This is a genomic window from Desulfomicrobium salsuginis (genome assembly GCF_054657795.1).
The window spans coordinates 258,970-271,602 of sequence record NZ_BAAHYA010000001.1 but is presented as its reverse complement, the minus strand read 5'-3'; the positions used below and the strand labels follow the sequence as shown (position 1 = coordinate 271,602).

Below are 12,633 nucleotides of genomic sequence, written 5' to 3'. Positions count from 1 at the left end.
TTTGTTATAATCTTTATAAATGTATTTGATATAATGCAGCTGTGAATTGCGTAGATATTACGAATGATAACATTGTGCTGTGTAACAAGCCAACGATTACATCTTTAATGTCAATGGCGCTTTTTGACGGATTTTTAAATTCAATAGCCACTTCTTATTATTGGGGTAGATGGTGGCCTTTAGCTCATCTCGTAGCCCAAAAACGATGTCATCGTTGATCTTTATTCTTCCGATTCCATTCTGTTGCGGCCCGCTGTGTTCAGTCTGGACACGCGCTTCGATCTCGTTAGTAACTTTCAGAGGCGTCTGACCATTTGAGAGTACATGCTGCGACACACTATTTAGTGGTAGTTTGTGTCGATGCTGTACAGAGAAGATGTCCGGCGATTACTTCGGCCGAAAGCCTACGATGCTGCTTATTAACTCCCCTTCGTTCATGGTTCGGCAGGATCACCGTGAACGGAATAAATGAGTTGCCGTTTGTTCTGAGCATGTCAAGGGAGCTAAGTGGGCAAAAAGTGACGAGTGAAATAATCACCATGAAAAAGCGATTTTGCCTGCAGATCCGAAGAGCTGCTCTATCAATCATGTCTAATGATGTTGGTTCGTGTTATTTAGCCTATGAGCTTGAGCACTCCCGTTCCTACCCATTTCAATCGAGGAGCGATGAGAACTGTGTAGAGTCCAGATGGTCTTGTTTCCACATTATATCTCCACATGATCCCATACAGGTGGGACGACCTCGATATTTTAAAGCATAAACTGTTGCTACTTTTTTTGCCAGCCGTATTAAGCCCCATACGTTGGAAAGTGTCAAGAATAATAGGGTGTAAGACAATAGTCAGGATGGGAAATCGAGGGTGTATTTGTTTGAAATTTGTCATACGGAATTTTGTTGGTCTCGGTAGTTCCATCCATAAGAAGTCAATGATTTAAGAATATGGTGGATTATTCATGACTGTTTGAAAGCGTGCTGTAATACAGGAAAGCCTCGAATGTGTGACTTATGAGCGTATGGCATTACTGCCCGCAAATATATCGTCGTTCAAATATTTTCAGATATATATCACTCCCTCGAAGGCCTACCAAAATCCCCGCTCAAGCCATTTGTGCGCTTGAGCGGGGATCTTTATTCTTTCCCTTGCCCATAAAGGAGTGATCATGCACGAACAAAATTACTGCTCATTGGAAACAACCAAGCTGGCCAATGCCCTGATCCAGGTGCAGCGTATCCTGCAGCCTGCGACCAAAGACCGCCTCAACCCTTTTACCCATTCCAACTACGCCACCTTGAACAGCGTCATGGATTCCTGCCGTGAAGCGTTGCTGAGTAATGGCATCTGGCTCACTCAGTATCCGATCCCCGCCGAGCCGGGCCATCTCGGGCTTGTGACCAAGCTGGTCCATGCCGAATCCGGCCAGTGGCAATCGTCCCATGCTGTTGTCCCCTTGCCTAAGAACGATCCCCAAGGCCTTGGCATCGCTATGACCTACATCCGGCGCTATTCAATTTCCGCCATGCTCGGGATCGTGACCGAGGACGACACCGACGGGAACTTGCCAAAGGACTCAGGCAAGGGCGGGCAGCGTCAGAAAAGGGCTCCCGCCATACAGGACTCTGCACCGTCTTCCCATCTTCCCAGCCGATCACAGCCAACCCAACTCCCAAAACTCGATGGCATCGCCTACCAGGAAATCACCGCTACTGATGGGCAGGTCTGCATCGTGGCCACCGGCAATACCCAGGCCAAAAAGGAACTCCTGGCCGGTGCCGGCTTCAAATGGAACCCTCAGCGAAAGATGTGGTGGAAATATGCTCAGGCGTCTTGAAATTCAGGACACAAAAAACAAGCGAAGGCTGCTCCACTCGGGCAGCCTTCGTCATTTTGGAGGGTAGGTAATGAACGATCCTGTTCAAGTTCAGGTAGACAGATCCCACGGTCTTATGGCTCTCTTGGCCAAAGGGCTTGTTGAATCTTCGGCGCAAAGGACAGCGTCTTCGCTGGGAGACCGAAGCAAGTATATTGGCATGTCGGATATTGGTCGTGCCTTGGAGTGCCCACGTGCAGCGGTGGGGCGCAAGCTCTTCGGGAATGGCGACGACCTTGCCCATCAACACGACCTCCCGTCGCTGCTAGCCAGACAACTGCGCCTGCAGCGTGGGCATTGGTTCGAAGCGGGTATTGCCCATGTCTTCAGGCAGCAACGCATGCCCGTGATCGAACAACTCGAAATCGTGACCAGCCACCACGGGGTGCCGATCCGGGCGCACTTGGACTTCGTTTTTGCAAGCACAGTAGGACAACCCACGGTGCGGGTTCTTGAGCTGAAAAGCTGCGAAAATATCCCCTCAACGCTGTATTCTTCTTACGAAACTCAGGTCTACGGCCAAGTCGGCCTTTTGCATGCGCTTTGGGACCAACCGGCATTTGGGGTTCATGGTGAAGCGGATAGGCAGGGGGGCTCCGGGCTTACGTTCCCGCAGATCTGTCGGGAGAAGTTTGGCGTCGAGATGCCCGTCAATCCATCAGAGGTCGACATCGAGGCCTGGGTGCTCTGTCTCTCCATGTCAAATGCCAGGGCGTTCGGACCATACCTGCCGGACGACACCATGCTGTCCCTCTGCCTTAATAAAGCCAAAGAGTTATGGCTCAAATTCGACGCGTCGAAGGTAAGTGGCGCAGGCCTCGACGGTGTGGCAACTGCCAACGGCTTCCATCCTCTCTGCTCGTGGTGCGAATTCAACGCCGATTGTCCGAAATTCGATGGGATCGACCAGCCGCAGTGGAGCGACACGCTGGCCCGGCTCAAGGATTTGAAGGCCAGACAGGACGAGCTCGAAGTCGAGATATCGGAAATCGAGGAGGGGCTCAGGACTGCTTATGCCTTGAGCGATGTCAGCGGATCCTGGATCAACGCAGGAAACCATCGGTTCCGGGTCTCGGCTCAAAATGGCAGGCGCACCCTGAACAAGGAGCAATTGCGCTTGGAACTCTCGGCTGCCCTTGGCGAGGAAGAGGCGAATGCGCTCATCGCTAGGTGCGAATCGGAGGGAAAGCCCTTTGACCGGCTGACCGTCAGCAGGATCAACAAGCGTTCGTAGTTCGGAAAATTTCAACCAGCAGATCCCGGCAACCCGTAACAGGGCGGCCGGGATGTTCATTTTATGGAGTACAACATGACCAAAACCATTCGTGACGAACTCGAAAAACTCCAGGCCGTGGAACTAGACGCAGGCACAGTCTTCAGCGGTAGCCCCTCGGGCAGGATCATCCGTGGCTATGCCAGTCCCTGCAGCTACACGCCGACTCCGGATCCCGGCTACATTTTCCACGAGACGAGCCGCGATATTGCGGTCTGGCTCATGAATATCTCCGACCCTCTGTATGTCTTCGGTCCCACAGGCAGTGGCAAAACCTCGGCTATCAAGCAGCTCGCCTCCAGGCTCAACTATCCCGTCTTCGAGGTCACTGGACACAGCCGCCTGGAGTTCCCCGATCTGGTGGGCCATCTGTCGGTCCGCAATGGCAGCATGGAATTCGAATATGGCCCTCTGGCTCTGGCCATGAAGCATGGCGGTTTGTTCCTCCTGAACGAAATCGATCTGCTCGAACCGGCTACCGCCACGGGTTTGAACGGCGTCCTTGACGGCGAGGCGCTGTGCATCGCGGAGAATGGTGGCGAGCTCATCATCCCGCACCCGATGTTCCGTTTCGCAGCCACGGCCAATACCAATGGTGGATCCGACGAGACGGGTCTTTATCAAGGCACACTTCGGCAGAACCTCGCTTTTCTCGATCGTTTCTGGCTGTGCGAGATGGGGTACCCTGCTCGTGACGCCGAGGAAAAACTCCTGGGCGGATGCTGTCCGAAACTCCCTGAAACAATCCGAAAGAAAATGGTCGAATACGCCAATGAGGTCCGCAGGCTTTTCATGGGCGAGGCCGGCGTTGGGATTGCCAACAGCATCGAGGTCACGTTTTCGACCCGGACGCTTCTTCGCTGGGCCGACCTGACCGTGCGTTTTCAGCCCCTGTCCCGGCAAGGTGTGCAGCCTGTGACCTACGCCTTGGACCGGGCACTGGGCTTTCGCGCCACCAGGGAAACCAGGGCCATGCTCCACGAACTCGCCCAGCGCGTCTTCCCGCAGTCCATGGGGGAGTAGAGAGGAGTGCAGCTGCTGAAACGCAAAAAGATGCGACCACTCCCGACGACCTGACCAAAGTGCGCCAGGCCATGACCTCGGTCCTGCAGTCCATGATTGCCAATCCCTCCTACCTGTCCAACTGCGCCCACCCTCCATCCGTTCTCCTGGAAAAATCCACGCCACATGGCGGCAAGTTCTGGAAAGTCGTGGTTCATCCAAACGGCCTAGCCCTGCATTGGGGGAGGCTCAACACCGCCGGTCAAGGCCGCGTCCTGGACATGCCCAGATGCGCCAGGGGCAATCCGGTGCAGGAGATGATGGATAGGGCTCTGGCCAAGATCCACGAGGGATACCGGCTTTGCTGGGTCACATTTTGAAAATCAACATAATCAAAGAGAGCATTTATATGGATATAGCTCACCCGGATTTCCCCTTTCGCCAGTCCATCGAACTGGCCAAGCAGGTTCCCGAGACGGGATTCCGCTATCACTGGAAGGCCGAGGTCAATGCCCCGGGCCTGATCATCAGCATGTGGCTCGGAGGCTCCGACGGCACGCCCTTTGAGAGGAGCGTCACCCGCACCATCAAGAGCCAGGAGTGCAAGAACGAGTGCCCCATCCAGGAGATGTGGCGCAGGGTGCTGGTCAAGATCGACCGGCAGGATTTCATCATCGTGAACGGAAATTAGGGCGCCGCACCAGGCGCTCTTTTCTTTTGAGGAGAAGAGCATGAACACGCACACCGACATCAAGGTCCTGGACAGCCTGCTGGCCCTGCACCTTGAGGTGAACATCTGGACCGCACGCAAGAAACTGAGCCCCGAGGACTTTGCCGGAGCCACGCTTCCACCCGAGGACCTGGCTTCCCTGGGCAGCAAGAGGGTCTGTGATCCGGAAGCCCTGCGGGTCTTCGGGACCTTGAAGGCCAGGGCCGTGAGCCTACTGGACAGGCACGGTGTCCGCTTCCTTGGCGGATGGGCCATCCCCGAGAGCCAGGCGGACGCCATCGTAACCGAGCTTGAGCAGATCCTGCAGGACTTCAACGCGGCCAAGGAGGATTTCCTGTCGCGCTACGATGAATCCGTGCGGGACTGGATCGCCAAACACTCGGGCTGGGAGCAGATCATCGCCGACTCGACAGTCAGCGCCGAATATGTCCGAAGTCGCATGGGCTTCATCTGGCGGCTCTACCGCATCGTTCCTCCCGATCCGGCCGATCCGGTCATGGAAGGGCTCAAAGACGAGGTAGTGAGCCTGGGACAGACCCTGTTCGGAGAGGTTTCCAAAGCGGCCACCGAAGCCTGGCACAAATGCTTTGCCGGAAAGACAGAGATCACCCGAAAGGCTCTTTCGCCCCTGCGGACTATCCATCAGAAACTCGCAGGCCTGAGCTTTGTCGAACCTCGGGTGTCTCCGGTTGCGGACCTCATTCACACCGCGTTCGAACACCTGCCCAAACGCGGCAGGATCGAAGGTGCGAACCTGCTCATGCTTCAGGGCCTCGTCTCCCTGCTGCGGGACACAGACGCCCTCATCGAGCATGGGCAGAAGATCATGGACGGTACGACTTCCAAGGACCTTCTGTCCCTTCTGATCGAGGGGCAGGGGGAGATGCCGGAGTTGGACATTCAGGAGGAGGTGGGCGTCGTGTCTACGGTGGACGATTTGCCGCCGATATTCCCTGACATACCCATGCAGCCGGTAATGCCCAATTGCGGGCTTTGGTAATGACGAACTTATACAGCCGATCGGCCCTGGAGTCACAATCTCCGGGGCTTTTCGCATTTGGAGGAACAGATGATCGACACACGGGCCGTGATGCGCTCGCTGCCACTCGTGGCCAGCGTGCTAGGCCGAAAATACGGAGTGAAAGTCGAGATAGGAGGTACTGACGCCTATACGGACGGAACGGTCATCCGGCTGCCGTCCTTGCCGGGCGATGTCCCGGATACCCTTCTGGCCACGGCTCGTGGATACCTGGATCACGAGGCCGGGCATGTGCGGGATACGGACTTCCAAGCTTTGAAGGCTGCCGCGCTAACGCCACTCGAAAAGCATGTGTGGAACACCCTTGAGGATAACAGGGTCGAGCACAAACTCGCGTCCATATTCCCTGGGTGCCGCCAAAACTTCGATTGGCTGATTGCGCATGTCTTCGGATCGGAGGCGTATGACGAGCCTGCACAGCCTGCGGCCATCATTCTCAACTGGCTCTTACTCGAAGTCCGGTCCTGGGATGTCCAAAGCCTGTCTAGCAAACGGGATTTTCTGGCTGGACAGGTGGACATGGCCTTTCCAGGTGTGAGGCCGAAGATCGAACATGTGCTGAAATCGGTTCGAACCAGATGCCGATCAACCCAGGACGCCATAGATTTCGCCCGCGAAATAGTGCGCGTTCTGGATCAGTACGCGAATTCAACCGAGAAGCCGGTGTCGCCTGACCAGGACGAACCATTGGATGCCGGGTCCGAACCGAATGAACAAAGCCCTAACGGACGTTCCGAACAAAATGACACCGACCCCCAAGAGGAAAACAGCACCCAGTCCGAATGGGGAGGGGAGTCACAGCAGGACGAAACCCCGGCTGATGGAGATGGCCATGATGGTGGGGGCAGCTCGGATGATACCGATGTCTCGACGGCACCTACGGCCAACGAGAATCATGACCAAGTTAGAGAGTTTGTCCGCGATCTGCTCGGGGCAGGGGAGGACGGCCTCCCGCAAAGCCTCGGCGATATCCTGGCGGATGCCCTGCAAGCCACCTCTCGGCAGTCCCAGGAAGGTGCCGTCACAGTGGCCATACCCACACCTAAAAAAGCAGCCCCCCTGACCGAGGCTGATGTCGTGGAGGCAAGGCAGGCGTCCATGGCACTTCGGACTAGGATGCAGGGCCTCTTGCAGACAAAGACCCTGGCACGAGCTTCAAGCGGCAGAAGAGGGCGTCTGGATACCGGGCAACTCCATCGTCTGGCTGTCTCGGATCCTCGGTTGTTTCGGACCAAGGCCGAGCGAACGGGGATCGATACCACCGTGCACATCCTGATCGACTGTTCCGGGTCCATGGTGCGCAGGATCCGCTTGGCCTGCTGCTCTTGCTACGCCGTCGCCTCCGCCTTGGAGGCTTCAAAGATCAACGTCGCCGTGACCGCGTTTCCCAGTTCGCAGTTGCCTAACGGTTCCTATTCGACCGTCTCCCCCGTCATCACGCACGGCCAGAAGGTACATGCCAATCTGGACCTCGTCCCTGCAGGCGGAACGCCCATGGGGGAAGCCTTGTGGTGGGTCATGCAGGACATGCTCCCTTTGAACGAGAGGCGAAAGCTCATCCTTGTCGTGACGGATGGCGAGCCGGATTCTCTGGAGTGCGCGACTCAGGCCATTGAGCAGGGGGAAAAGGCAGGGTTTGAAATATACGGCATCGGAATCACCAGTTCCGGAATAAACGTGCTCCTGCCAGGGCGCAGCGCCGTGGTGAATTCCGTGGCGGAACTGGCGCACGCAATGTTCACTCTGCTTGAGGGCGCGATTCTTGGGCGCTGATTTATTTCAGCCAGTCAACAACCGCGCGGGGGGCTAATGGCCCCCCGTTTTGTTTCAACCAATCAATAAGGAGATGCTATGAAAGCAAGGAAATTCCAAGGACCGATCCTCGGACCGCCTGACCGGATCATTATCCGTTTGGGGCATGTTCGCCGCAACCGCTCTCGCGGGCACAACAAAGGAGGGAAGGCTATATGAGTTGGGGACCAGCCATAGCGATCGCGATTGCGGTGCTCGAAATCGTGAGGGAGACTCTCGATGACTGAAGAAATCATGCCCAGGGAGGACAGAATGGGAAAAATACTGAGTTTTATTGGCGGTTGCATCGCCGGAGTCGTCGGCGTGTTTGCGGTGGCAGTGATGTCGGAGATGTCGCCAAAAGAGGAGGATGTGAGTTTCAATAATACAAAAAGTAATTGTAAAGAAGAGGATAGTGTGATGTGAATATGTCTTGGGTGGATATTAATATCCACCCAAGATTAATAATATATTTATAATTATATTTATATATTTTCAATATAAGTATAATTATATTTGATATTTATCTTGTCCAGTTGTACGAGCCTCCACGATCGATAAATTTAGTTGTATCTAGAATGATATCCTCTAAAGCTGCATCGAATCCAACGTTGCAAATAGGTCGGCTAAAACGATATCTACCTGTCGTATTGTCAAAAAGTCTTCCATCAGGGGACACCATTAGGTAGCTTCCGATCATATCTGATGAAGACTCGACTACAGCTTGAATTCCATTATTAGTATGCCGGTTAACAAAAGCTGCAAATTGTTCATCTGATACAGAAAAAGAACGGGACTCCGCATCGTTTATCCCATCTATAGTCAAAGCTTGAAAGAACTTAAGACGTTTTGGTGCAGCGCGACGATAAAACCAGGTCATATTCTCAGTAAAATTCCAGTAACAAACTGTAGTATTTATCTTAAGTTGAATTTTAGAGTCGTGAATCGAATCTACTAAGTCAATATATGTAAATTTTGATATTGGTTTGTTTTTTACGACTCGGCCAATTTTTTTGTTTGTTTTTGCAGACAGGCTGTCAATGCTAAGCCCAATCCAGTCAAGCGATGGTGAAATATTGAAAAGCCATTTTTTGCTAACTAAAGCGCCGTTCGATACGACGCATGTAGTTAATCCAAGGTCATGGGCAAGTTGTATTGCGGTGTCCAGTCCAGAATAAAGTAGTGGCTCGCCACCAACAAAAGTGACTTTTTTTATTCCGTAATAGTAGCACTGATGGATGACGTCATTCAAAATCCGGCGCTGTTCGATTGGCGTAAGTATAGATGGGATTTTGCAGGATCCAAAGCAAAAACGACACCGCATGTTGCAGTGATTTGTAATGAAAAGGTTGATTGCGGGGATGAATTCTTTAGTGATTAAGCCGTGAGTACAATCCATTATAGACCTCCATGGTGTTATGAGTTCTGTCAAAAGACAGTTTCACGGAGGGCGTGTGGATTATGCGGCAGGCTAGATTACGTAGTGGACTCTATCTCCATTTTTAAGAGTAAGGGTGTGTTTAACTGGTCCCCTGATAATTGCAGGATTCGACTCCAGTTTCTTCCAGAAAACTCGCGATTTAATAGCGTTCACGAGTTTCTGGGGGTGCTTAGCGATCAAGTTCGCCTCTGAGGAATATTGCTCTTTTGCTCTTTTTATTTCAAGAGAAAAATTTTGCTCAATTAAATTTTGCGTCTCCTGATTATTTATTATTTGATTAGTAGTTGAGATAAATTCATTACTTTTGTTGTATAATTCAATCAATGCCTGGACATTAATGAGCATTTCGGGGAATAGTAAGCCTTTTAGCTCGAAAAAGCTTGTCTTGTAAATATTTGAAAATTTATCAAAATCAAATTCCGGAGAGCTTGATACGATTAATGGGAATATAGATAGCGAATCATAAGAACATTTAATTTTCAACTTATCTGATATTTCATCATAGTTGGATTTAATAGCTTTTAAAGCACGTTCAAGTTGTTGTGCTCCAGTAAAAAGGTTATCGCGATGTTCATAAATAGAATGTGTTTGATTTCTAAAATATGTTAGCTTTGCTTCAATTATAATTAAATGATTATCTTTGTAGGCTAAGACATCAATTTCTCCATTGCATAAATTGTTTTCAGATGAATAATTAAAATTTAATATTGTAGAATAATCTTGTGATCGAAACATCGACTCGATGCTCTTTTCCATGTTAAGGCTGAATATTTTGTTATCTTCATTTTTTCGGATCAGACTGTTGTATAATGTAGTCTTGACATCTCCATGATATAACCTTGGCATAACGATAAAACTTTTATCTGGGGCTCTAAGAAACTGGGCGTTGTCCATTGCTTTTGAGTGCGGAGGGGAAGAAAATAGACTAAGGATGACTTCACACGATTTTTCTCTTGTTGAATCGGGTTCAATAGGGTCATATTGAGTCATCATTGATGTCATTTCTTCTTGCGTTCGAGAAACAATGCAAGGGAAATGCACCATCTTAAATATTTCGCTTTTGTCTACAAAACGGATGTTACCATTTTTAATAAATTTAAAAATATTATTTTCAATCTGTTCTTTTTCTGATTCAATTATGGATTGTTCATATGGACAACCATCATCCTTTATTTTCTTCATATAAGGAATGTAGTTGTTTTTGTAAAAATCGTCGAAAATTTTCATGAAATAAATGGCTTCGCCAAGATCAATTTTTGTACCATCAATTGTGGCATCAAGTTCGCCTATCATGTCCATAAGAAAGGCTTTGCCGCTGAGTCCGTAAATATGAGAAAATGCACTCTCTTTGTTTGGACTTTCTTGTTGGATGGTTTTGACTATATCTTGAAAAGCAAAAAAAGGTAATAACTGATAAAATAAATCTATTATTTTAAATTTATGATTTGTAATTTCCCATTTTTTCCAAATAGAGATATTGACAGGTTGGATGACGATTTTGCTATTATGTGCTAACTCCCATCCTTTAAAACAGTAGCTGTCGATAATACTTTCAACCTCTAGGACATCGTTCCAGGCATCAAAAAGAACGTATGCATCTAAAGGTCTGTTTTGGGATAACCTCTTTTTTACCAACTCAAATGCTCTATTCAGCGCTTTCTTACCTCCCCATTGTTCTCTATTTGCTTCTACTTTCTCTTGAGATACTCTCTGAAGAGTTGACACCAAATTTGAATGATTCGTATCAAAAAAATTATCATCGGGAGATTTGAAATAGTTGTATTCTAAGTAGCAAGAAAAGCTTGCTAAAATTGTCTCCCAGCTCATACTTAAATGATTTATATATTTATTTGCATTATTTATGGCATTTTCATGAATATTTCGAAGAATGTTTCCTTCTTCAATAAATTTTTTGATATTTGAATTACAATTTTCGCTAAATAATTCACAGATCATTTTCCATAGCTTTGGATCAGTCATTGCTGAGCTATGTTTAATTATATCAATTTGTGTTTGCGGTTCATTTATATGTATTAGAAGTTTGTTGATTATTTCTTTGCGTTTTTTTTCGATATTTTTTTTATTGAGCGTCATGGGTAATTATTGGATAGTCGTTAGATTGATATTGTGATTACTATTTAGAGTTTATAAATGTATATTAACATGCGGTGTAAATTTTTACATTCATTTTGTAATCATTGTACAATAGATATTGGTTGGCAATATAATGAATAAGCTGGGTTCTTGTGTCAAGGTGGCTCATGTGCCACAAGATGTTTGTTTTGCTATCGATTACCCGGATGTGACGATTTTCTTGGGATTGGTTTTAGAAATATGCACGACACGGGGTCTTTTGTCTGTCACGGATCAGGAATTATTCGATAATGGAATTTTGATATCAGAGACACCGTATTTCCTTGCGTTGTTACAGACTTAGGCCATGGCAGCAGAACACATAGCCAGTCCTATCTATTTGTAATGCTCGAAATTGTCGACAGCCTTGCCTGATTGCACTTGGCTCGTTTGTCGTTGTGTACGTAGCTCAGGGTTATGACAGGGGATTACCAACCGCCAAGGGTATGCAGGTCTGGCAATGAGGTGTCTACTTGGGTGAGCCTTATTGCCGCCGTATGGCGCAAGGTGTGGTGCCTCACCCGATCACGCTTGGCCCTGCCCCTATTTTTGACCCAATTATTTTACTGTGCCTCTCCTGAAGTTGATGTGACCTGCGTATTTCTTGACACCAGATTGACTCCTGTTAATTGATGGCGGCATGAGTTTCGACGACTTCTTCCGACGCGCAACCCGAATAGCCGGCCTTTCCACCCAGAAGGATCTGGCCAGGCTTCTGGGCATTGATCCCGCGGCCATCACGATGGCCAAGAGGAGGGGGGTGCCTAAGGTTTGGGTGCTGACGTTGGCGGACAAGTTCGGCGTCAATCCTGAATGGCTGCGCACTGGCCTCGGGCCGGAGAGGGATCGGGATGATGCCGGGATTGCCCTGGTGCCCAAGGTTTCGGCAAGGGCCTGTGCGGGCGGCGGATCCTGGGATGTTGGCGAGGCCGTGATCGATGAATTGCCTTTTGAACGCTCCTGGCTTGTCAGGAAGGGCAATCCTGAGCGCATGGTAGCCATGGACGTGATCGGCGACAGCATGTCTCCGGAGATTGAGGCCGGCGACACGATTCTCATCGACCAGGCGCAGGACCAGGTCGCCGACAACAGGATCTATGTGATCGGATTGGGCGAAACCGTTCAGGTCAAACGCGTTCAGGTCCGTCCGGGCCTGGTCATCCTCTTCAGCACAAACCAGCGTTACGCTCCGGTCACGCTGCAGGGCGACGAGATCGACACCCTGCGGGTCATCGGTCGGGTTCTGTGGAGCAGTCGGGACTATTAGCGGGATTTTTTTGGTCTATTGCATTAACTTATGTTAATTTTGAAATGTTGGAAATCCATGCGCCCGGTTTCAACGCTGGAACCGGGCG

The 12,633-nt window shown here is 49.9% G+C and carries 10 protein-coding genes; 8 read left to right on the top strand and 2 right to left on the bottom strand.

The window, feature by feature from the left end; genetic code table 11:
• Positions 1-1,161 precede the first annotated feature (1,161 nt).
• The 7 genes from ACYQ3G_RS01180 to ACYQ3G_RS01150 all read left to right on the top strand — a co-directional run bounded on the left by ACYQ3G_RS01180 (position 1,162) and on the right by ACYQ3G_RS01150 (position 8,130).
• Positions 1,162-1,830, top strand: coding sequence for an ERF family protein (locus ACYQ3G_RS01180; RefSeq protein ID WP_459821588.1), 669 nt, complete (start codon positions 1,162-1,164; stop codon positions 1,828-1,830).
• A gap of 70 nt (positions 1,831-1,900) precedes the next feature.
• Positions 1,901-3,103 carry a hypothetical protein gene (locus ACYQ3G_RS01175; RefSeq protein WP_459821586.1) on the top strand — a complete coding sequence of 401 codons (1,203 nt, stop codon included), beginning with the start codon at positions 1,901-1,903 and terminating at the stop codon, positions 3,101-3,103.
• Between the two features lie 75 nt (positions 3,104-3,178).
• The gene (locus tag ACYQ3G_RS01170; RefSeq protein ID WP_459821584.1) at positions 3,179-4,165 is read left to right on the top strand and encodes an AAA family ATPase; all 987 of its coding nucleotides are present in this window, start codon (positions 3,179-3,181) and stop codon (positions 4,163-4,165) included.
• Between the two features lie 388 nt (positions 4,166-4,553).
• On the top strand, positions 4,554-4,835 hold the full coding sequence (locus ACYQ3G_RS01165; protein ID WP_459821582.1) for a hypothetical protein: 282 nt from the start codon (positions 4,554-4,556) through the stop codon (positions 4,833-4,835).
• A 40-nt stretch (positions 4,836-4,875) separates the two neighbouring features.
• The gene (locus ACYQ3G_RS01160) at positions 4,876-5,874 is read left to right on the top strand and encodes a DUF3150 domain-containing protein (protein ID WP_459821580.1); all 999 of its coding nucleotides are present in this window, start codon (positions 4,876-4,878) and stop codon (positions 5,872-5,874) included.
• 69 nt (positions 5,875-5,943) lie between these two features.
• Positions 5,944-7,686: a cobaltochelatase CobT-related protein gene (locus ACYQ3G_RS01155; protein ID WP_459821578.1), complete on the top strand. Its 1,743-nt coding sequence runs from the start codon at positions 5,944-5,946 to the stop codon at positions 7,684-7,686.
• Positions 7,687-7,944: 258 nt separating this feature from the next.
• The gene (locus tag ACYQ3G_RS01150; RefSeq protein ID WP_459821576.1) at positions 7,945-8,130 is read left to right on the top strand and encodes a hypothetical protein; all 186 of its coding nucleotides are present in this window, start codon (positions 7,945-7,947) and stop codon (positions 8,128-8,130) included.
• 97 nt (positions 8,131-8,227) lie between these two features.
• Here the strand turns inward: ACYQ3G_RS01150 and ACYQ3G_RS01145 are convergent, their stop codons facing one another.
• Complete coding sequence (locus ACYQ3G_RS01145; protein WP_459821574.1) at positions 8,228-9,103, bottom strand: viperin family antiviral radical SAM protein; 876 nt, start codon at positions 9,101-9,103, stop codon at positions 8,228-8,230.
• Between the two features lie 72 nt (positions 9,104-9,175).
• Positions 9,176-11,239: a hypothetical protein gene (locus ACYQ3G_RS01140; RefSeq protein ID WP_459821572.1), complete on the bottom strand. Its 2,064-nt coding sequence runs from the start codon at positions 11,237-11,239 to the stop codon at positions 9,176-9,178.
• 679 nt (positions 11,240-11,918) lie between these two features.
• On the opposite strand from ACYQ3G_RS01140, the gene ACYQ3G_RS01135 reads away from it, so the two are divergent.
• Positions 11,919-12,545, top strand: a complete 627-nt coding sequence (locus tag ACYQ3G_RS01135; protein ID WP_459821570.1) for a S24 family peptidase — start codon at positions 11,919-11,921, stop codon at positions 12,543-12,545.
• Positions 12,546-12,633 lie beyond the last annotated feature (88 nt).

Coding starts and splice junctions, on each gene's coding strand:
- ACYQ3G_RS01165 (WP_459821582.1), top strand. CDS start 4,554: ATGGATATAGCTCACCCGGATTTCCCCTTTCGCCAGTCCATCGAACTG.
- ACYQ3G_RS01150 (WP_459821576.1), top strand. CDS start 7,945: ATGACTGAAGAAATCATGCCCAGGGAGGACAGAATGGGAAAAATACTG.
- ACYQ3G_RS01155 (WP_459821578.1), top strand. CDS start 5,944: ATGATCGACACACGGGCCGTGATGCGCTCGCTGCCACTCGTGGCCAGC.
- ACYQ3G_RS01135 (WP_459821570.1), top strand. CDS start 11,919: ATGAGTTTCGACGACTTCTTCCGACGCGCAACCCGAATAGCCGGCCTT.
- ACYQ3G_RS01170 (WP_459821584.1), top strand. CDS start 3,179: ATGACCAAAACCATTCGTGACGAACTCGAAAAACTCCAGGCCGTGGAA.
- ACYQ3G_RS01180 (WP_459821588.1), top strand. CDS start 1,162: ATGCACGAACAAAATTACTGCTCATTGGAAACAACCAAGCTGGCCAAT.
- ACYQ3G_RS01145 (WP_459821574.1), bottom strand. CDS start 9,103: ATGGATTGTACTCACGGCTTAATCACTAAAGAATTCATCCCCGCAATC.
- ACYQ3G_RS01140 (WP_459821572.1), bottom strand. CDS start 11,239: ATGACGCTCAATAAAAAAAATATCGAAAAAAAACGCAAAGAAATAATC.
- ACYQ3G_RS01175 (WP_459821586.1), top strand. CDS start 1,901: ATGAACGATCCTGTTCAAGTTCAGGTAGACAGATCCCACGGTCTTATG.
- ACYQ3G_RS01160 (WP_459821580.1), top strand. CDS start 4,876: ATGAACACGCACACCGACATCAAGGTCCTGGACAGCCTGCTGGCCCTG.